This is a genomic window from Ferrovibrio sp. GW821-FHT12D07 (assembly GCF_058807275.1).
On the sequence record NZ_JBXAQN010000003.1, the window covers coordinates 15,212 to 35,484 of the forward strand.

General features: G+C 63.8%; 20 protein-coding genes and 1 tRNA gene. 10 read left to right on the top strand and 11 right to left on the bottom strand.

All coding sequences use genetic code 11. The features are described 5' to 3' along the window. Window positions 1-185: 185 nt before the first annotated feature. A complete protein-coding gene (locus tag AC1RRE_RS17900; protein ID WP_492983005.1) occupies window positions 186-629 on the top strand; it encodes a response regulator in 444 nt (147 codons plus the stop codon). 4 nt (window positions 630-633) lie between these two features. After that, entirely contained in the window at window positions 634-2,214 is a 1,581-nt protein-coding gene (locus tag AC1RRE_RS17905) for a response regulator (protein WP_492983007.1), read from the top strand. 3 nt (window positions 2,215-2,217) lie between these two features. Here AC1RRE_RS17905 and purU read toward each other — a convergent pair whose 3' ends face one another. After that, window positions 2,218-3,084 carry a formyltetrahydrofolate deformylase gene (purU, locus tag AC1RRE_RS17910; protein ID WP_492983009.1) on the bottom strand — a complete coding sequence of 289 codons (867 nt, stop codon included), beginning with the start codon at window positions 3,082-3,084 and terminating at the stop codon, window positions 2,218-2,220. A 232-nt stretch (window positions 3,085-3,316) separates the two neighbouring features. On the opposite strand from purU, the gene AC1RRE_RS17915 reads away from it, so the two are divergent. After that, a complete protein-coding gene (locus tag AC1RRE_RS17915; protein ID WP_492983011.1) occupies window positions 3,317-4,057 on the top strand; it encodes a hypothetical protein in 741 nt (246 codons plus the stop codon). Window positions 4,058-4,068: 11 nt separating this feature from the next. On the opposite strand, the gene AC1RRE_RS17920 is transcribed toward AC1RRE_RS17915, so the two are convergent. From AC1RRE_RS17920 to AC1RRE_RS17950, 7 genes are all read right to left on the bottom strand, one after another. Beyond that, a complete protein-coding gene (locus AC1RRE_RS17920) occupies window positions 4,069-4,524 on the bottom strand; it encodes a hypothetical protein (protein WP_492983013.1) in 456 nt (151 codons plus the stop codon). Window positions 4,525-4,578: 54 nt separating this feature from the next. Next, window positions 4,579-5,826: an EAL domain-containing protein gene (locus tag AC1RRE_RS17925; protein ID WP_492983015.1), complete on the bottom strand. Its 1,248-nt coding sequence runs from the start codon at window positions 5,824-5,826 to the stop codon at window positions 4,579-4,581. A 183-nt stretch (window positions 5,827-6,009) separates the two neighbouring features. Then, window positions 6,010-7,659, bottom strand: coding sequence for an NTP transferase domain-containing protein (locus tag AC1RRE_RS17930; RefSeq protein WP_492983017.1), 1,650 nt, complete (start codon window positions 7,657-7,659; stop codon window positions 6,010-6,012). 1 nt (window position 7,660) lies between these two features. After that, window positions 7,661-8,383, bottom strand: a complete 723-nt coding sequence (locus tag AC1RRE_RS17935; RefSeq protein ID WP_492983019.1) for an XdhC family protein — start codon at window positions 8,381-8,383, stop codon at window positions 7,661-7,663. Next, window positions 8,380-8,724 (bottom strand): XdhC family protein, encoded by a 345-nt coding sequence (locus tag AC1RRE_RS17940; RefSeq protein WP_492983021.1) that lies wholly within the window; start codon window positions 8,722-8,724, stop codon window positions 8,380-8,382. Before AC1RRE_RS17940 ends, AC1RRE_RS17935 begins: the two co-directional genes overlap by 4 nt. Then, window positions 8,721-9,962: a vWA domain-containing protein gene (locus AC1RRE_RS17945; RefSeq protein ID WP_492983023.1), complete on the bottom strand. Its 1,242-nt coding sequence runs from the start codon at window positions 9,960-9,962 to the stop codon at window positions 8,721-8,723. The genes AC1RRE_RS17940 and AC1RRE_RS17945 overlap by 4 nt, the downstream gene beginning before the upstream one ends. A 2-nt stretch (window positions 9,963-9,964) precedes the next feature. Then, window positions 9,965-10,894 (bottom strand): AAA family ATPase, encoded by a 930-nt coding sequence (locus tag AC1RRE_RS17950; protein ID WP_492983025.1) that lies wholly within the window; start codon window positions 10,892-10,894, stop codon window positions 9,965-9,967. Between the two features lie 104 nt (window positions 10,895-10,998). On the opposite strand from AC1RRE_RS17950, the gene AC1RRE_RS17955 reads away from it, so the two are divergent. After that, entirely contained in the window at window positions 10,999-11,478 is a 480-nt protein-coding gene (locus AC1RRE_RS17955; protein WP_492983027.1) for an ester cyclase, read from the top strand. A 3-nt stretch (window positions 11,479-11,481) separates the two neighbouring features. On the opposite strand, the gene AC1RRE_RS17960 is transcribed toward AC1RRE_RS17955, so the two are convergent. Together AC1RRE_RS17960 and AC1RRE_RS17965 are read right to left on the bottom strand one after the other, a co-directional pair. Beyond that, window positions 11,482-11,859, bottom strand: a complete 378-nt coding sequence (locus AC1RRE_RS17960) for a hypothetical protein (protein WP_492983029.1) — start codon at window positions 11,857-11,859, stop codon at window positions 11,482-11,484. A gap of 125 nt (window positions 11,860-11,984) precedes the next feature. Further along, window positions 11,985-12,058: transfer RNA gene (locus tag AC1RRE_RS17965), tRNA-Cys, on the bottom strand. A gap of 220 nt (window positions 12,059-12,278) precedes the next feature. On the opposite strand from AC1RRE_RS17965, the gene AC1RRE_RS17970 reads away from it, so the two are divergent. From AC1RRE_RS17970 to AC1RRE_RS17995, 6 genes are all read left to right on the top strand, one after another. Continuing rightward, window positions 12,279-12,947, top strand: coding sequence for a protein-L-isoaspartate O-methyltransferase family protein (locus tag AC1RRE_RS17970; protein WP_492983031.1), 669 nt, complete (start codon window positions 12,279-12,281; stop codon window positions 12,945-12,947). 26 nt (window positions 12,948-12,973) lie between these two features. Further along, window positions 12,974-13,276 (top strand): rhodanese-like domain-containing protein, encoded by a 303-nt coding sequence (locus AC1RRE_RS17975; protein ID WP_492983033.1) that lies wholly within the window; start codon window positions 12,974-12,976, stop codon window positions 13,274-13,276. Between the two features lie 97 nt (window positions 13,277-13,373). After that, on the top strand, window positions 13,374-14,753 hold the full coding sequence (locus tag AC1RRE_RS17980; protein WP_492983035.1) for a TolC family outer membrane protein: 1,380 nt from the start codon (window positions 13,374-13,376) through the stop codon (window positions 14,751-14,753). 276 nt (window positions 14,754-15,029) lie between these two features. Beyond that, window positions 15,030-15,662: a DUF2497 domain-containing protein gene (locus tag AC1RRE_RS17985; protein ID WP_492983037.1), complete on the top strand. Its 633-nt coding sequence runs from the start codon at window positions 15,030-15,032 to the stop codon at window positions 15,660-15,662. A gap of 120 nt (window positions 15,663-15,782) precedes the next feature. Beyond that, window positions 15,783-18,422 carry a valine--tRNA ligase gene (locus AC1RRE_RS17990; RefSeq protein ID WP_492983039.1) on the top strand — a complete coding sequence of 880 codons (2,640 nt, stop codon included), beginning with the start codon at window positions 15,783-15,785 and terminating at the stop codon, window positions 18,420-18,422. 2 nt (window positions 18,423-18,424) lie between these two features. Beyond that, entirely contained in the window at window positions 18,425-18,844 is a 420-nt protein-coding gene (locus tag AC1RRE_RS17995; protein WP_492983041.1) for a cytidine deaminase, read from the top strand. Between the two features lie 8 nt (window positions 18,845-18,852). Here AC1RRE_RS17995 and AC1RRE_RS18000 read toward each other — a convergent pair whose 3' ends face one another. Continuing rightward, complete coding sequence (locus tag AC1RRE_RS18000) at window positions 18,853-20,259, bottom strand: dipeptidase (RefSeq protein WP_492983043.1); 1,407 nt, start codon at window positions 20,257-20,259, stop codon at window positions 18,853-18,855. Between the last annotated feature and the right edge of the window lie 14 nt (window positions 20,260-20,273).

Consider the following 20,273-nt stretch of genomic DNA (forward strand, 5'->3'; position numbering starts at 1 on the left):
AAATGCGGGCGGAATAAAAATCGGGGAATGGAACGGCAGTTCTGCGTCCGGACCCCGGCCTGCCTGTTCTGCTGCATGTCGCGGACAATCGTCGCGACATCGCACGGGCCGACAAAGACCGCACCTTCAATCTGTTCCGCCGTGCCGCTGGCATCGGCGGAGTATCGGGTTTTCGGGGAAGACGGATGAGTGAGCAGAACGCAGTCACCATCGTGATGGTCGAGGATGACGAAGGTCATGCCCGGCTGATCGAGAAGAACATCCGCCGCGCCGGCGTCAGCAACCAGATTGTGCATTTCGCCTCCGGTGGCCCGGCCATCGAGTATCTGGTCAGGATCGGCGATGGCGATACCGGCGGTCATGGCGGCGCCTTCCTGGTGCTGCTCGATCTCAACCTGCCAGACATGTCCGGTGTCGATATCCTGAAACGGATCAAAGACCATGCCGGCTTGCGTCGCACGCCGGTGGTGGTGCTCACCACGACCGACGACAAGACGGAAATCCAGCGCTGCTACGATCTGGGTTGCAACGTCTATGTCACCAAGCCGGTCAACTACGAGAATTTTGCCCAGGCCATCCGCCAGCTGGGCTTGTTCTTCATGGTGATGCAGGTTCCAGAGACAGCCTGATCCCATGACAGCACCCCGCCCATATCTGCTCTATATCGATGACGATGCCGGCCTGTGCCGGCTGGTGCAGAAGGATTTCGAGCGCAACGGCTATCAGGTCGAGACCGTAACCAGCGGTGCCGAAGGGATCGCGCGTATCCGGCAGAACCGCGCCATCGATGTGGTGGCGCTGGATCATCACATGCCGGAGCAGACCGGCCTGGAAACCCTGGCCGCCATTATCACGCTGCCCGATCCGCCGCCCGTGGTGTATGTCACGGGTGAATCCGAAGGCCGTGTGGCGGTCTCGGCCCTGAAGGCCGGCGCCACCGACTACGTAATCAAGGATGCCGGCCCGGAATTCCTTGCCCTGCTGCGGGCGGCCATCGCCTCGGCCATCGAGGTTCGTCAGCAGCGCCGCCTGCGCGAAAAGGCTGAGACCGAGCTGCGGGAGTCGCGCGACCGGTTCGAGGCCCTGGCCAATGAACGCGCGGTCCTGATCCATGAAGTGAACCATCGCGTCTCCAACAGCCTGCAGCTCGTTGCCAGCCTGTTGCAGGTGCAGAGCGCGGCGCAGGCCGATACGCGGGCAGCGCAGATTCTGCTGGATGCCTACAAGCGTGTCGCCGCCGTGGCGCGCGTACACAAACGCCTCTACAGCTCGGCCGATGTACGCTACGTCGATCTGGCTGATTATCTGCTCAGCCTGGTGGAGGATTTGCGCCAGTCCGGGGATGAGGGCGGCAGCTCGCTGCAATTCCTGGCCAGTCAGACCCGCATCGGCACCGATTTCGCCATTCCGGTCGGCCTGCTGGTCACCGAACTGGTGATCAATGCGCTCAAGCATGCCTATCCCAATGGCGGCGGTGCGATCCGGGTGAAAGCCGAACGCAACAATGACCTGATCGCGGTGCAGGTTGAGGATGACGGTATCGGTATCGACGAGGCGGCCTGGCGCAAGAGCAAGGGGATCGGCAGCAAGATCGTCATGGCGATGATCGAGAAGATCGGCGGCGCCCTGACTATCGAGCCGACCTCGATCGGCACCCGCATCACCGTGACCTTCACCGCAGAAGATCCAGTGCAGGAAACTGAAACGGCCATGGTGCCGGATGAAACCTCGGTTCTGGTGGTGACTGAAAGCCTTGGTCGCGAGCGCGGCATCGCCGCCGGCATGACGCAGCCACGCCTGCTGCTGGTCGAGGATGATCCACTGATGCGGGCCGTGGTGGCTGGCAATCTGGAGGATGCGGGCTTCCTGATCGATGAGGCGGGTACCTGTGCCGATGTGCGGCGGTTATGGGCCGCTGGCAAGTATGCCGCCGCGATCATCGATATCGGCCTGCCCGATGGCCGGGGCGATCAGGTTGCCGGAGAATTGCGCACGGCCGATCCGTATTTCCCGATGATCCTGGCGACCGGGTATGACGAGAAGGTGGTGACGGCCGGATTCATGGGCAGCCGTTTCAGCCGCGCGCTGGCCAAGCCCTATGATCACAGTGTGATGCTGGAAACACTGGCGGCGTTTGGCGTGAAAGCGACTGCGCCTGCCGCGATGCCCAAAGTGCGCCAGGAACAGCAGGCCCCGCGCCAGATTCCGAACTAGTCGTCAGCCGCGGAAGACCACGGTCCGGTGTCCGTTCAGGAAAATTCGGCGTTCGACGTGGTACTTCACCGCACGTGCCAGCACCAGGCTTTCGATATCGCGGCCCACGGCCGCCAGCTGGTCCGGCGAATAGCCGTGCTCGACGCGCGCCACTTCCTGCTCGATGATCGGACCTTCATCCAGGTCCTGGGTGACGTAATGCGCCGTCGCGCCGATTAGCTTCACGCCGCGCGCATGCGCCTGTTGATAGGGCCTGGCGCCCTTGAAGCTGGGCAGGAAGGAATGATGGATGTTGATGATGCGGCCGGCATAGTCGCGGCACAGGTCGGGTGACAGCACCTGCATGTAGCGGGCGAGCACGATCAGGTCGATGCGTTCCTGATCAATCAGGTCGCGCAGCATCTTTTCCTGCCGCGCCTTGCTGGCGGCGGTGACCGGCCAGTGGTGATAGGGGATGTCGTGGTTGGCGGCGCGCTGGTACCAGTCGCGATGGTTTGAGACGATGGCCGGAATCTCCACCGGCAGCGCATCGATGGAATAGCGGTAGAGCAGGTCGTTCAGGCAATGGCCGAACTTGGACACCAGGATCAGCACCCGGGGCCGCGCCTGATCGTCATGCAACTCCCAGGTCATCTCGAAGGGTGCCGCCACCGGCGCGAAGGCAGCGCGAACCTGCTCCAGCGGACGGCCGGTGCCATCCGGGCCGGCATCCAGGTCCTCGACGCTCACGCGCATGAAGAACAGGCCGGTCTCGCCATCGCCGAACTGGGCGGAATCGCGAATGTTGAAACGCTGGGCGGCGAGGAAACCGGACACGGCGGCGACGATGCCGGGACGGTCTTGGCAGGACAGCGTGAGGATCAGGCTCATGGACGGGGAGGGGACAATCGGTTGACGGGGCGCGACTGTAGCCTCCCTGCGGCCATGCCCGCAACCGAGGGTTAATGGCCGGGATACCGGGACTCGGGGGTGGCGGCTGCGTCCAAGAATAGGCTCGCATCCCTGTCGGCACCCCTTTAAGCTGCGGCGAGCCCAGAATGGATTCGATGGCCAGAGCAGACAAGCACCGATGATTCTCCGCGGTCCGGATTTCCTCCGACAGATGGCCAACAAGCTGTTCGACGCCCTGGTTCAGGGCGCCGATACGCAGGCCCAGAAGGCGCCTTTCACCGTCGACACGCTGCGCCAGCTTGTCGAGGCGATGAAGACAGCCGCCGATTACGATCATTTCTATCGTGCGTCCTACGACGGCCTGATGAAGGTGATCGCCGAGGACGAAAGTCGTGGTGCCCGCATCAATGCCTTCGGCCGCCTGCTGGTGCATCCGCTGGATATGGTGTTCGCCGAAGACAAGCTTGACCGCCGCCTGATCGGCAATTACTTCTTTTTTGTCCGCTCGCTGTTCGGCGACGAGGTTGAGGTGATGGCGGATGAAGCGGCGACAGTGGCGGAAGAGCTGCGCACGGCTGCCGGCGGGTCTCTCGACTGGGCGGCCTTCTACGCCGATCCGCGCGCCAAGCAGCTGTACTTCAAGGTCGTTGCCCGCGTGATGCGGGCCTTCCGCGTCTTTGAAAGCCGGCGTGACTGGGTCATGAAGGTGATGCAGCACGATCCCACCGCGGTGGGCCTGTCGTCGAATGTCTATATCGAGCGGCCGTTCGAAGGGCAGGCGCTGCCCTTCGGTGATCGGGAATTCTACATGTTCTTCGATGGCCTGATCCGTCCGCTGGCCAAGCTGGGCAGCGAGGATGCCGCCCTGTTCAAGACGGCGACCGGTGAGGAGTCGGCGCGCCTCGCCAGCAGCTTCCTGCGCGAGCTGGAAGCCTACCGGCCGGCGGCCTAAACAGGCTCAGATCAGTTGGAGTTGGCCGGCTCGCGATGGTCGAGCTTGGCGGCGAACTGCTCGAACAGCTCCGACACACAGCGGGCGACAGTGCGCTGATGGTTGTCGTTCAGCTGGTCGGCGGCGCGCATGCACATATCGGCAAACTTGCGGGCCAGGATCACGGCGTCGCGGTTGCTTTCTTGCCGGATGTCGTCAAACACGGTGACGATGAAGTCGCGCGTCTGATTGCTTTCATAGCTCGTCATCGGGCGTTCGCCCATCAACGAATCCAGCATCGCATTGAAGGTCTGCGACGTGTCGATGGCGATGCTCGCCAGGATCTTCTCGATCCGCTCGTTATCCTTGGGCGCGACGGGCTTCTTGCCGGCAGCGGTGGCTGCAGCCGGAGCGGGTGTGGTGGCGCGGACAACTTCCGTCACGGTGTTCTCGGTCTGGTTGGGGCGCGGGCCGGAGCGGTTCCACATGCTCTGATTCCTTACTCGATATGACGGTTAGAAGGGCTGAAGCGCCGGAGCGCTTCAGCTGACGACTTCGCGCGAGGCGCGGATCATGTTGTCGATATGCCAGCCCTGGAAGAGGCGGATACCGGCGGCCAGGCCGGCCTTCATGGCTTCCTCGGTCTCGCAACGCGCCATGATCACACGGTTGGCGTCGGCTTCGGAAATCTTGCTGGCCAGGTCCTTGTCGATCCACTGATCGTGATGGTCCTTGAAGTAGAACAGCTTGATGAAGTCGGCTTTCAGTTCCTTGCGGCCGAACAGCTGCAGCAGGTCGGGCGTGATGCCGTCGATCAGCATGCGATAGCCAGAGTTATGCAGGAATTCCGAAGCCAGCAGGTATTCGTTGTAGTCCCAGAACACATCGTAGCGCTGCAGCTCGATGATGATCTGTTCCTTCTTCACGATATTGCCGATGCGGCTGTCGAAATCGCGGAAGGTGTCGCTCAGCACGGTGCTGACATTCATGTTGATGCTGAACGGACCGCTGTTGCGGGTGACGTAGCCATCAAGCAGGGCGCGGAAAACGCGGGTATCCAGCGTGCGGGTGAGGTGATGGAACAGCGAGCGCGCGCCGCGCAGGTTCACGTTCGGCGCAATCGCCTGACGCAATTCGTTCACGCCGACGAAGATTTCCTGGAAGATCGGCTTGGGAGGCTGGTTGCCGAAGCACAGCGCCACCGGCTGGCGCTTCATGAAGGTCGAGACGTCTGCCTTCTTTAGGATGTCGTCGATCTGCTGCAGCGCGCCGGGCGTCAGCGGCAGGCCTTCGCCCTGACCCTGGGCGGTGCCAGCCTTGGCCAGCAGGCGCTTGCGGCGTTCGGAGAAGACGCGGAAGCGCTGCTGGATGACATCCATCAGTTCCTGCAGGTCTTCGAACTGGCTGTCGAAGCGATACCAGCGGACGGCGTTCTCGGCTTCCTCAGGGGTCAGGCCGATGGCGACGTTGTTGCGGGTCAGGATGTCATCGATCTCCAGCACCAGCTTTTCGAAGGTCTGGTCGAAGAAGCGTTCGGACAGGCGCACGAACAACACGATCGAATAGTCGTGCAGCGTGTAGAACGTGCCCTCGTATTTCGACATGAGGGACCGGATCGAGTGCACAACGATGTTGTAGCTCTCGCGGTTGCGCTCGAACGTCTTCGGGTTGACGAACTGGATGACGGAGGCCAGGCGGCCACCGAAAATCTTGCCGCGTACCAGGCGGTCAAAATCGGTGAACATCTTCTCGTCGTCGGACGAGGCCTGGTTCTGTAGTGCTTCACTCATAGAAACTGTCGCTTTCTCCGGTAACGGTCGTGGAGAGGGCGGCAAAAGACACGGCTATAACAGCTGTATAGATGCCCCCCGCAGCCCGCACACTATGGCAAATTCCCCGGAATGGAGAAAGCCGCACGACATAGTTAATGTCATAGTTGTGTATAATATTGGCTTTAAGCCAATGACTTGCGGTTAAGAGTCGGTAACCCCACGAGATGCCAGCGCAGCCGGCGTATCGTAATCCAAAAGGATGCCCGGGTCGTCCACAGGCACCTCGCAGACCCATTCCGCATGCGGCAGGAACAGGCTGCGGGCGCCCGTATCGCCATCCAGCCGCAGCAGATCGGGCATGAATTGCAGGCCCCAGAGCATCGGATTGCCGCGTTTGCCGCTCAGAACGGGCAGGCAGATCGCTCGGCCCTCGACAGGATTGAAGGCCGAGATCAGGGCCTCCAGCGTCTCCGTCCGCACATCGGGCATGTCGCCCAGGCAGACCAGAACGCCATCCAGACCGGGCGGCAGGGCGGTCAGACCGGCGCGCAGCGACGAAGCCAGGCCATCGGCATAGGCGGGATTGTGGATAATCTTCACGCCGCTGCCCGCTGCCCGGGCAACCGCGTCGGCCTCATGGCCGGTCACCAGCAGCACAGGGTCAGCCGACGAGGCCCGGATCGCCTCGACCACATGGCGGACCACCGGCTTGCTATCCAGATCGGCCAGCAGCTTGTGACCTTCGCCAAAACGCCGCGACAGGCCGGCGGCCAGGATCAGGGCGCCGATCCGGGGGCGCCGGGGCGCGGCGGCAACCGGGGTTGCCTCGGCGTCGAGGCTGCGCGGCCCGTGATCGCGGGGCATGGGACGGGTCGGGATTTCCTTCAGCAGGCCACCGGCACCCATGCGCATCAGATCGCGGCGGCCGATCGGCAGATCGGCGCAAAGACGCTGCAGAACCCAGTCGAAGCCGTTCAGTTTGGGGGACCGGGCACAGCCCGGCACTCCAACCACCGGGACACTCTGCAACTGCCCCAGCATCAGCAGGTTGCCCGGATCGACCGGCATGCCGAAATGCACAACCGCGCCACCGGCGCGCACCAGCCCGGCCGGCACGACATCCAGCCGGTCGACGATGGCGGAGGCGCCGAAGACCAGTATGGGGGCACAATCCTGTGCCTTCAGCTCGGCAATCGCGGCGGCAACGGTGGCAGCATCATGATCGACGATTGTCGTGCCGCCGATGCGGCTGCCGAATTGCGCCAGACGCTGCGCCACGGCCTGCTCGGTCTTGGTCAGCACGCTGTCCTTGGTGCTGCCCACGCGGGTCATCACCAGGCCGAAATTCTGTGCGCGGAAAGGCGCGACCTGCACCAGCGGCGCGCCGTCGCGGAGCAGCGCTTCGCCGGCGGTAATCACCGTCTTCGGCGCGGCAAAGGGAATGATCTTCACCGTGGCCAGCATCTGGCCAGCCTCGACCGGCTCGTAATCGGCGACGGTTGCCACCGTCAATGCCTCGTCGAGCTGGTTCAGGTCATCCAGTCGCGCGGTGTCGATGCGGGCAAGGCCTGCGTTTTCGGCATAGAGATTGGCGCGGCCGGTGAACGCGGCGGCGGTGCGCGTCTGCGGACCGGCCAGCACGGTGGCGATGCGGCGCGCGGCTTCATCTTCGGGCATGTCGCCGTCATCGAGACGGGCGATGTAGATGCTGGCATGGCCGGCCTTTTCCAGTGCGGCCACATCCTCGGCGCTGAGCAGGCGGCCCTTGCGGAAGCGTTCGCTGCCGGCACTCAAACTGTGGCCAAGGATGCCGCCGGCCGCCTCGCGCACCGGCACGGGACCAAAGAACATGTCAGGCCGCCGCCGATGAAGATGCGGGGGCGCTGGTCTGACGCAGGGCGGCAGTCATCTGCGCCAGGATGGAAATGGCGATCTCGGCCGGCGATTTCGCGCCGATGCTCAGGCCGACCGGCCCATGGATGCGGGCAAAATCATCCGGTCCGAAACCGGCAGCCGTCAGGCGTTCGATACGCGAGGCATGGGTTTTCTTGCTGCCCAGCGCACCGATATAGAAGACATCGGATTTCAGCGCCGCGATCAGCGCCGGATCGTCGATCTTGGGATCATGGGTGAGCGTTACGACTGCTGTGCGCAGGTCGGGTTTGATCTCGGCCATGGCCTCGTCGGGCCATTCGTTTGACAGCGTGACACCGGGAAAGCGCTCGACCGAGCCAAACGCGCTGCGCGGATCGATCACGGTAACCGCATAGCCGGTGAACTGCGCCATGGGCACCAGGGCCTGGGCGATATGCACCGCGCCGACCAGGATCAGGCGCAGCGGCGGATTGAACACATTGAGGAAAAGGGGGCCCTGTTCGGTCTCGATCGTGCGCGGTTTGTCTTCCAGCAGGGCGGCGCGTGCCGCTTCGCCGATGCGCGGATCGATATCCTTCAGACCCTTCTTGCCCATCAGATAGAGCAGGCGTTGTTCGCCGGTCTTTAGGAAGGTGGCCAGCACGACGGGGCGCTTCTCGGCGCGGTCGGCCTGCAGCTGTGTGAGGATGTCCTGTTTCATCCGTCCAGCCGCTCCACATAGACCTGAATCTTGCCGCCGCAGGCGAGGCCGACTTCCCAGGCCTGCGCATCCGACACGCCAAAATCCAGCAGACGCGGCTTGCCGTCGCCGATCGCGTCCAGCGCCTCGGTCACGACCGCGCCTTCGATGCAGCCGCCCGAGACCGAGCCGATGAACTTGCCCTGGTCATCCACGGCGAGCTGGCTGCCCACGGGGCGCGGTGCCGAACCCCAGGTGGTGACCACGGTGGCAAGCGCCACGCCCTTGCCGGCCTGCTTCCAGCCCAGCGCGGTGGCCAGGATGTCTTCAGATAGTGTGGCGGAAAGATCGGTGCTGGTCATGCGGCCATCCTTCTCAGGTTCTGCTTCAGCCGGTTGCCGGCATCGCTGTCTTGAGACAGGGCGGCGGCCAGATCGGCAATGGAGCTAAGATTGTGAACCGGACGGAAATCGTCAACCTGGGGCAACAAGGTGCGGATGCCCGCGGCTTTCGGCTCGAAACCATCCCAGCGCAGCAGCGGATTGAGCCAGATCAGCCGGCGGCAGGATTTGTGCAGCCGTTCGATCTCTCGGCTCAAGCCCGCGCCACCGTCACGATCCAGACCATCGGTCAACAGCAGCACGACGGCGCCCTGACCCAGCACGCGTCGCGACCACAGTCGGTTGAACTCGGCCAGTGTTGCGCCGATGCGGGTGCCGCCCGACCAGTCGGGCACGCGTTCACTGACGGCATTGAGCGCCTTGTCGACATCGCGCTGCCGCAGCAGGCGGCTGATATTGGTGAGCCGCGTGCCGAACAGGAAGCTGTGCACGCGGCTGCGGTCGTTGCTCAGGGTATGCATGAAATGCAGGAACATGCGGCTGTACTGGCTCATCGAGCCCGAGATGTCGCACAGCACCACCAGCGGCGGCGGACGTTCGCCCGGGCTTTTACGCTTCAGCGGAATGATGGTACCGCCGGTACGCAGGCTGGCTTGGATGCTGGCGCGCAGGTCGATGCGATGGCCGCGGTCATCGGGTTTCAGGCGACGCGTCTTCGCTGGCCGGAACGGCCATTCGATATGCTTGAGCGCAGCCTTGGCGATTTCCAGCTCCTCGGCCGACATGTCGGCGAAGTCCTTCTTCTGCAGCAGTTCGTCGGCCGAGAAGGTCAGCGTGGCGTCGATATCGACGTCTTTCGGTTCCTGCGAGGCTTTGCTTTCGCCGCGGCCGGGCAGCAGGGCCTGACGCAAGCGCTGCGACACGGTATTCTTCTTGGGTTCAGCCGTGCCTTCGGCCTCGGGCAGCAGCAGAGCCATCATGCGCTCCAGAATCTTCGGATCGCGCCAGAAGATATGGAAAGCCTGGTCGAACAGCTCGCGTTGGTCGCGCCGGTTCACCAGCACCGAGAACAGTGTCCAGTAAAGATCATCACGCCGCCGGATGCCGGCGGTTTCCACCGCGCGCACGGCATCAAGGGATTTGCCCGGGCCGAGCGGCAGGCCCGAGGCGCGCAGCAGGCGCACGAAATGCACGATATTCTCGGCGAAGGCGCCGCCCTCGTGACGCTCACCCGAAGTATGATCGGGCAGCAGTGTCATGCCTAAACGCCCAACGCTGCCATGTCCTGCTGCACCTGGCGCAGGATAGTGGCGGCTTCCGAGCCCTTCATCTTGGCGATGTCGTCCTGATACTTCAGCAGCACGCCCAGCGTGTTGTCGATGGTATCTGGATCGAGGCTGACCTTGTCGAGGAAGGCGAGCGCGCGGGTCCAGTCGATGGTTTCGGCCACGCCGGGCAGCTTGAACAGTTCGGTTTCGCGCAGGTGCTGCACGAAGCCGACGATCTCGCGGCTCAGTCGTTCCGGTGCGCCCGGCACCTTGCGCTGCAGGATGCTGAGCTCGCGCTCGGCGCTGGGATAATCGACCCAGTAATACAGGCAGCGCCGTTTGAGCGCGTCATGGATTTCGCGCGTGCGGTTGGACGTGATGATGACGATCGGCGGCTCGGCGGCCTTGATCGGGCCGATCTCGGGGATGGTGATCTGGAAGTCGGACAGCACTTCCAACAGATAGGCTTCAAACGGTTCATCGGTGCGGTCGAGTTCATCGATCAGCAGCACCGGCGCACCGGCGGCGTCAGGCTTCAGCGCCTGCAGCAGCGGCCGTTCGATCAGAAAGTCAGGGCTGAACAGGTCGCGGCCCAGCTTGTCCTTGTCACCAGTCCCGGCGGCCTCGGCCAGCCGGATTTCCAGCATCTGGCGCGGGTAGTTCCATTCGTAGACGGCCGAGGAGAGATCGAGGCCCTCGTAGCATTGCAGCCGTACAAGGCGGCGACCCAACGTGGCGGCCAGCACCTTGGCGATTTCGGTCTTGCCGACGCCGGCTTCGCCTTCCAGGAAGAGCGGCCGGCCCATCTTCAGGGCGAGGAACAGCGTGGTGGCCAGCGAACGGTCGGCGACATAGTCGCCACGGCTGAGCAGGGCCTCGACGGCATCGATGGAAGCGGGCAGGGCAGCGTTTTGTGCGGACATGGCGACAATCTAGGGCAGGGGTGGTGGAAATCATGCCCGGTTCAGGCCCATGTCACAAGGCAGCCGGCTCCCACGTCTTGGTTACAGGACATCCGGAGATCGCCATGACCAACCCCCATCCCAATCGTCTGATGTTGCAGCGCCACCTGATGGCCGAGAATGCCCATGACATGGCGGCCACGCTGGCCACCGTGCATGAGGAATGCGTTTTTCGCGATCTGGCGACCGGTCAGGTGTTTCACGGCCGTGCCGGCGCCGAGCGCCATTACCGGCAGTGGTGGGAAGCCTTCGGCAATGTGGTCGAGCGTTCGCCCTACGGCGGCGCGCACTGGATCGATGACGAGACCTATGTGGCTGAGCCGCAATATATCGGCCGCCATACCGGCAGCTTCCTAGGTCTGGCGCCGACGGGCCGCGGCTTCACACTGCCCTTCACCGTCTTTGTCAAATTCCGTGATGGCCTGTTCGTGGAGGAGCGCTTCTACTACGACCTTGCCACGCTGTTGCGGCAGTTGGGGCAGGAGAGCATCGATCCGCGGCTGCTGCAGCACGGACGCGACTGGGCCGAAGGCCGCGCCGCGTAAGGGTCAGCGCGCCAGGATGGTGTAGCCGCGCTCGATCACGCGCTTGGTCGCCTCAAAGGCCTGCACCAGCTCGTCATTGGCCTCGCGGGCTGCCTTGAGATGGGCGATGTCTTCGGCCGTTGGATTGGTCTTGGCCGACATTTCCAGCGCGACCTTCAGATAGCGGGCGCGGGCTTCGGCCACGCGTACGGCAAAGGCCATGAAGGATTCCCGGGTCAGTTCGGGCACGGCTTTTTTCAGCACCTCGCGATTGGCGCTGAAGATGGCCATCTCGACCTCTTCCAGGAATTTCTGGAGTTTGCGTTGGGACTCCCGGTCCAGCATGTCCTTGCTGACCAGATGATCCACTTTCTCGGTCTTGCTGTAGCCAAGAATTCTCATCGCCGCCTCCTGCCGCGAGTCGCCTCGACCTAAGATAGAGGAGGGGCCGGGGCGGGCATAGCCATGTGACGTCCGGCCGATCCTGGGGGACCGGACGGGACGGGGGTGAATTGTTAAGGAAATGATGGAGGTCTGGGCCGGAATTGAACCGGCGTACGCGGATTTGCAGTCCGCTGCGTCACCACTCCGCCACCAGACCTCGGAGAGAGGGCCTTTACTAAGGGTTCCGGCCCCGCGGGGTCAAGGCTTTGCCTGTCCCGCCGCCCGGTATGAAACACCTGTGACGGCGGGCACCGCCAGCGGCCCCGGGATCGGCTAAACCATAATAGAAGCGTTGTTTTTACGGCACCGCAGCATTATAACGACGCCAGTCTTTTGTCGTATCCGGACCTTCCGTCCCAGCCTCGGATATTACCCTCATGGCCGCCGCCGAACTCTTTGCCGAAGCCCGCCGTCAGATGGTGCTAACCCAGCTCCGTCCCAACAAGGTGATCGATGAGCAGTTGATCGCTGCCATGGCCGGCGTGCCGCGCGAGGATTTCGTGCCGCAGGCCTATCGCGGCGTGGCCTATATGGATGAGGACGTCACCGTTGCTCCGGGCCGCTGCCTGATGGAGCCGATGGTGCTGGCCCGCCTGCTGCAGGAAGCCGAGATCGAGCCGACCGACAAGGTGCTGGTCGCTGGCGCTGCCACCGGCTACGACGTCGCCGTGATTGCCCGTCTGGCTGGTTCGGTCATCGGTATCGACTCCGATGCCGCCCTGGTCGGTCAGGCCAGCCGGACCCTGCAGGCCATGCAGGTCGCCAATGCCGCTGTCACCGAGGGTTCGCTCAAGGATGGTGCGGCGGGTAAGGGGCCCTTCGATGTCATTCTGATCGCCGGCGCCGTGCCGGAGGTTCCCGCTGCCCTGCTGCAGCAGCTTGCCGATGGCGGCTGCCTGATCGGTGTGGTGCGCACCGCTGGCGCCCCCATCGGCCAGGCCGTGATCATCAAGCGCGCGGGCAACCTGTTCCCGCAGCGCGTGCTGTTCGATGCCGGTACGCCGGGACTGCCGGGCTTCGAGGCCGCGGCCGGTTTTGTATTCTGATGTCTGATGCGCCGCTGGAAATCGGCGTGGCAGATCTCGTGGACTGGCGCAAGGCCGGCCATGACGTGACGGTTCTGGATGTGCGCGAAGACTGGGAGGTTGCCACCGTGGCCCTGCCGGATACGCTGAACATCCCCATGCAGCAGGTGCCCGCCCGGGTGGCCGAGTTGCCGAAGGACAAGCCGCTGGTGGTCATGTGCCATCATGGCGGTCGCAGTCGCCAGGTGACTGGCTGGTTGCGGCAGAATGGCTTTACGCAGGCGACCAATCTCGCCGGCGGCATCCATGCTTGGGCCACGCAGGTCGAGCCCGGCATGGCGACGTATTGAATTCGCGTGCGGTTATAAAAAATAAAGAGTTCTGGGAACACGATCGGGGCGCGCTGGTGCGAAAAAAGTTTTGGAAATGCAAGGACGGATGCGCGTCATGAGCTTCAAGAACATTCTGCTGGCGACCGCTGTCGCCACGAGCTGTGTGGTCATCGTGCAGCCCGCCAGCGCCCAGGCGCTGAACGAGGTGCTGAGCGCAGCCTACAACAACAACCCGACCCTGCTGGCGGCGCGTGCATCGCTGCGGGCCACAGATGAAGGCGTGCCGCAGGCGCTGTCCAACTGGCGCCCGACGGTCAGCGTTACCGGCGAGGCTGCCAAGCAGCGTCAGGAATTCAGCCCTTCGACAGCGTCGCAGCCGAGCGACACCATTGATCCGCGCACGCTGTCGCTGACCGTGTCGCAGCCACTGTATCGCGGCGGCCGCACCACGGCCGCAACCGACTCTGCCGAGGCGCTGGTGCTGGCCGGCCGTCAGGATCTGGCCGCCACCGAGCGCCGCGTGCTGCTGGACGCCGTCACCGCTTATATGGATGTGGTGCAGAACCAGGCCGTGCTGGATCTCAACCGCAATAACGAGGAAGTGCTGCGCCGTCAGCTCGACGCCGTGCGTGAACGCTTCCGCGTCGGTGAAATCACCCGTACCGACGTAGCGCAGTCTGAATCGCGCCAGAGCCGCGCCACGGCCGATCGCATCTCGTCGGAAGGCGCGCTGGTGTCGTCGCGCGCCGTGCTGGCGCGTGTGATGGGCGAAATGCCTCGCACGCTGAATGCGCCGCCGCCGCTGCCGCAACTGCCGGCCAACGAGGCGGACGCGATCGCGATTTCCTATGACGAGAATCCCGACCTGCTCGGCGCGCGCTTCCGTGAAGTTGCCGCGAAGAACGACGTGCGTGCCGTTTCCGGTGCCCTGCTGCCGACCGTGTCGCTCAACGGCACGCTGACCAAGGCGGACGAAACCACACGCGCCAATCTGGAAGCCGAGACCGCCAAGATCGCGCTGCAGCTGACCATGCCGCTGTATGAAGGCGGCGCGGTCTACAGCCAGACGCGTCAGCGCAAGCAGATCCATAACCAGCGCCGCATCCAGGTGGAAGAGCAGCGCCGCGCCGTGCGTCAGGCAGTGGTGCAGGCCTGGGAAGGTCTCTCGACTGCACGCTCCAACATCACCGCGCGTCGTGCCCAGGTCGATGCCTCGCGCATCGCGCTGGAAGGCGTGCAGCAGGAGGCCGAGGTCGGCTCGCGCACCACGCTCGACGTGCTGGATGCCGAGCAGGAATATCTCGACGCCCGCGTGGCCGAGGTGCGTGCCCGTCGTGACGAATATGTTGCCGGTTTCAATCTGCTGTCGTCGGTCGGTCGTCTTGGCGCCCGCCAGCTCAGCCTGGCTGTCGACTATTACGACCCGGAGACGAACTACCAGCGCGTTCGCGACAAGTGGTTCGGCACCGATGGCGGTCTGAACGCCGACGACTGAGCGCCCTGACTGAGCGTCGCCGCCCGAATTCATGGTTAAAAACAGCCGCGAATCGGGCGCGACGTGCAGAAAAACATAATCGGACCGGGAATTTGGGGAAATATCCCTTAACCCAGGTTAACAGTTCGGTTATCTTTCCCACGCATACCATTGACCCGATTGATTCGGCCCCGGTTAGTCAGCCTTGGCCGGTAGGGTATGGCCTGCAATGCGTAGCAGAAAGATAGTATCGGGCACGGGATGAGCGACCCCAAAGCTGGCCAAAATGAACCGACAATGGAGGAAATCCTTGCCTCCATTCGCCGGATCATTTCTGAGGACGGGGCCGATCAGGCCGCCGCACCGGCTGACGCCGCGCCTGCTGCTGCGCCTGCACCGGAGCCCGAGCCGGAACCGATGATGGATCCGGAGCCGGTCATGATGGCCGAGCCGGAACCTGAGCCCGAGCCCGAACCCGCTTTCGATCCCGAACCGATGATGCCCGAACCGGAGCCGGAGCCCGCCATGATGGCTGCGCTCGAACCGGAACCGGCCTACGAACCGCCGCCGCCTCCGCCGCCGCGCCGCGCTGCTCCGCAGCAGCCGCAGCCGCGCGCCCAGGCGGCGCCGCGCGAAGATATCTTCGAACTCACCGATGTGGTGCATGGCGAGGTCGAAGGGCTGGTTTCACCGCCGATCGCCGCCCGCGCCGCCGCCCATCTGGGCCATCTGTCGGGTGCCGTCGCCGGCAGCCGCGCCATGGCCATGGGCAACAGCCAGCGCACCCTTGAGGAACTGGTCAAGGAACTGCTGCGTCCGATGCTGAAGGAATGGCTGGACGCCCATCTGGCCACCATCGTGCAGCGCATCGTCGAGCGCGAGGTCGCCCGCCTGACCATCCAGGCGGAAGAAGAGCAGGACCACCTCTAAAACCGGGATTTTCCCGTTGTCTGAACTGATGGCGGGGCTGGCCAGGGGACTGGACTGTCGCCCTCGGATCGTCTTTATTTTGCGCCCCTTTCCCAAGCTTTCGCCCGAGTTGCCGAGATCATGCTGGACAAGACCTTTTCGCCCCAGGACGTGGAGAACCGCCTGTACAAGGCCTGGGAAGACGCGGGTGCATTCAAGCATGGCGTGAAGACGGGCAAGCCCTACACGATCGCGCTGCCGCCGCCGAATGTGACTGGCAGCCTGCATATGGGCCACGCCCTCAATCATACCCTGCAGGACATCCTGATCCGCTACCAGCGCATGCTGGGCCGCGATGCCTTGTGGCAGCCGGGCACCGACCATGCTGGCATCGCCACCCAGATGGTGGTGGAGCGCCAGCTGGCCGAGAAGCAGATGAACCGTCACCAGATGGGCCGCGAGACTTTCGTCGCGCGTGTCTGGGACTGGAAAGCAGAGTCCGGCGGCATGATCACCGGGCAGCAGCGCCGTCTGGGTGAAAGCCTGGACTGGAGCCGCGAGCGCTTCACCATGGACGAGGGCCTGTCGGCCGCCGTACGCAAGGTCTTCGTCGAGCTCTATCGCGACGGCCTGATCTACAAGGACCAGCGCCTGGTCAACTGGGACCCCAAGCTGCTGACTGCGATCTCCGACCTGGAGGTCGAACAGCATGAGGTAAAGTCGCATCTCTGGTACTTCCGCTACCCCATCGAGGGCATGGCCGACACCTTCATCACGGTGGCGACTACGCGCCCGGAGACGATGCTGGGCGATACCGGCATTGCCGTGCATCCGGAAGACGAGCGCTACAAGGATCTAATCGGCAAGTTTGCCATCCTGCCGCTGGTCGGCCGCCGTATTCCCATCGTTGCCGACGAATACTCCGATCCCGAGAAGGGCTCAGGCGCGGTGAAGATCACGCCGGCGCATGACTTCAACGACTTCGAGGTCGGTAAACGCCACAGTCTGGAGATGATCAACATCTTCGACATGCATGCCGAACTGAATGATGCCGTGCCCGAGAAATATCGCGGCATGGAGCGCTTCAAGGCACGCAAGCAGATCGTCGCCGAAATGGAAGAGCTGGGTCTGGTCGAGAAGATCGAGCCCAACACTCATATGGTGCCGCATGGCGACCGCTCGCAGGTGGTGATCGAGCCCTGGCTGACCGAGCAGTGGTATGTGAAGGCCGAAGTGCTGGCCAAGCCCGCCATCGAAGCGGTGGAGAAGGGCGACATCCAGTTCGTGCCCAAGAGCTGGGAAAAGACCTACTTTGAATGGATGCGTAACATCCAGCCGTGGTGCATCTCGCGCCAGCTCTGGTGGGGCCACCAGATTCCAGCCTGGTACGGCCCGGATGGCGAGGTCTTCGTCGCTTATGACGAGGCTGAAGCCCAGGAGGCCGCCAACAAGCATTATGGCCATGTCGCCACGCTCAAGCGCGACGAAGACGTGCTCGACACCTGGTTCTCGTCGGCGCTGTGGCCGTTCTCGACGCTGGGCTGGCCGGAACAGACGCCGGTGCTGAAGTCGCATTACCCGACCGACGTGCTGGTGACCGGCTTCGACATCATCTTCTTCTGGGTCGCCCGGATGATCATGATGGGCCTGCATTTCACCAAGCAGGCACCGTTCCATACCGTCTACATCCATGCCCTGGTCCGCGACGAAAAGGGCCAGAAGATGTCCAAGTCCAAGGGCAATGTCATGGACCCGCTGGACATCATCGGCAAATACGGCGCCGATGCACTGCGCTTCGCGCTCACCATCTTTGCTGCGCAGGGGCGCGACGTGAAGATGTCGGAGCAGCGCGTCGAGGGATACCGTAACTTCGCCACCAAGCTGTGGAATGCCGCGCGCTTCGCCGAAATGAACGGCTGCGCGCTGCCGGCCGATTTTCAGGTCGAGTCCATCAAAGGCACCGTCAACAAATGGGTGCTGGGCGAGTTGGGAAAGGCGGCTCGCGATGTCGAAGCCGCGCTCGATGCGTACAAGTTCAACGAGGCCGCTGGGGCGCTCTATCACTTCACCTGGGGCACCTTCTGCGACTGGTATCTTGAGCTGATCAAGCCGGCGCTGACCGGTGAAGATGCCGCATTGAAGGCCGAGACGCAGGCAACCTGCGCCTATGTGCTGCGCCAACTGATCCATCTGCTGCATCCGATCATGCCCTTCGTCACCGAAGAGCTATGGGAAAAACTCTACGGTGCGCCTGACGGATTCCTGATGCTGCGTGACTGGCCCAAGGATGGAGCGCGACCCGAAGACAAGACGGCATCGGCCGAGATCGACTGGCTGATCCGCCTGATCGACGGCGTGCGCGCGGCCCGCGCGGCGCTGAACGTGCCGGCTGCTGCCAAGATCACCATGATCGCCAACGGCGGTTCGGCCGAGACGGCGGCGCGTCTGGCTCGCCATGCCGATCCAATCAAGCGCCTGGCCCGCATCGAAACCATCTCCGAGAACACTGCCGCGCCGCAGGGCTCTGCCCGCATCGTGGTCGACGAGGCGACCTTCGTGCTGCCGTTGGCCGACGTGATCGACATCGCCAAGGAAAAACAGCGCCTGGGCAAGGAGCGTGAGAAGGCTTTGGCCGAGATCGCCAAGATCGACGCCAAGCTGGCCGACGCCACCTTCATGTCGCGCGCCCCGCAGGCCGTGGTGGACGAACAGCACGAACGTCGCGCCACGCAATCGTCGCTGGCCGAAAAACTGGCCGACGCACTGCAGCAGCTGGGCTGAGCATGACACCCGACGACCAGGCATTGCTGGAAGCCGCTTCGGCGCTGATCCGCAAGCGCTATGCCGTCGGCCGCCATCACATCGCCGCCGCGCTGCGCACGCGCTCGGGGAAAATCGTTACCGGCCTGCATCTGGATACCTATGTCGGCCGCGCCTCGGTCTGCGCTGAAGCTGTCGCCGTCGGTCAGGCCATGGCGCAGATCGGCGCCGACGATCCGATCACCGATATCATTTCGGTGCGCCATCCGCGCCCGACCGAGCAGAACCAGGCGATCCAGGTGGTTGCACCCTGTGGCATCTGCCGTGAGATGCTGCGCGATTTCGCGCCGGATTCGCGTGTGCTGCTGGCCGGTGAAGACGGTGGCCTCAAGGCTTACAATCCGGCCGACCTGCTGCCGCTGAAGTATCACCGGCAGCCGTAAGGCTGTCGTCAGCGCAGCGTGGCCAGCGCCACGCGCATGAAGTTTCCACCCAGCAGTTTCAGCATGTCGTCGCGCTTGAAGCCGCGCGCCAGCAGGGCCGCGGCCAGTTCCGGCAGCCTGCGATAGCTGGGCAGCGCCGATGGGCTCAGCAGGCCCTGCATGTCGGTTCCGACGCCCACATTGTCAATGCTGGTCAGGTCGACCAGTTGGGCGATGCCGGCGGCATAGGCATCCATGTCGGGGAAGATCGTGGTCGGCGGCCAGATGCCGATCACGCCACCGGTGCTGGCCACCAGCCGGGCATGATTGGGCAGAATCATGCGGGTGAAGGCCCGGTTCTGCATGGTGACCGAGGTATGCGAGATCACCAGCGGCTTGGTGGTGACGCTCACGGCGCGCTTGACCAGATCAAAAGTACCATGCGCAACATCGACGATGACGCCGCGTTCGTTGCAGCGCCGGATGATAGCTGCACCGGCATCGGTCAGGCCGCCATGCACCGTGGGCTCGGTCTGGATGTCGCCCAGTTCATTGACGCGGTAATGCGTCAGCTGCAGGAACCGCAGCTTCCATTTCTCATATGCCTCATCGATGCGGTCCGGCTGGCCTTCGGTGAAGTCGCCGCCTTCGGCCGAGACGATCACCGACGGGCGATCCGGATGCGCTGCCTTCAGGCTGGTGGCATCGGTGATGATTCCGAGCTTCTGTTCCTTCACCATGTCGTGCAGGCGGCCGAAGGCCTGCTGCGCGTAAGTATAGAGTTCGCCCGGTTCCGGATTGCGGAACGGCCGGATGCGCTTGTCCTCGGTGGCATGGGTGGCCGGCGTATCGGCCACCATGGCGAGGCAGATCACCGCCATGCGACCGGCCTTCATCGGCTCGGCGACGGGCGTGAAGGGCGCGCGCTCCTGGATGCGCTTCAGGCCGCCGATCGAGCCGGTATGGCTGTGGATGTCGATGGTGATGGCATCGTCCAGCATCTGGCGCGCGGCAACGACGGCAGCTTCGCTGGGTGCAGCCGAGGCTTCGGGCATCCAGGCCGATAGGCCGAGCGCTGCGCCGCCAGCCAGAACGGCTCGGCGGCTGAAGCCCGGCGATGTGCGCGCCGCCGGCAGCAGCCGCGCTTCATGCATCTGGTAACGCCAGCCCATGGCGTCATCCTCCAGCACCGTCCAGCGGCCGGCCAGTCGCACGGCATGGCCGCCGGAGTGCACGGTTTCGTCGGTGAAGACTTCGATGCGGGCCTGAACGCTGCGGGGCAGGTGATCGGCGCAGCAGGCCGGTTCCTCGGTCAGGGCGAAGTGACTGGTCTCTGTCCCGGCCTCTGCGGCGATCCAACCGTCGATCTCGATCCAGGCCCCGGCCAGCCGGTCGGCCTCGTCAGTCTGTGTCAGCGTGTTCCAGGTGATTCTCATGGCGTCCCCCGTTG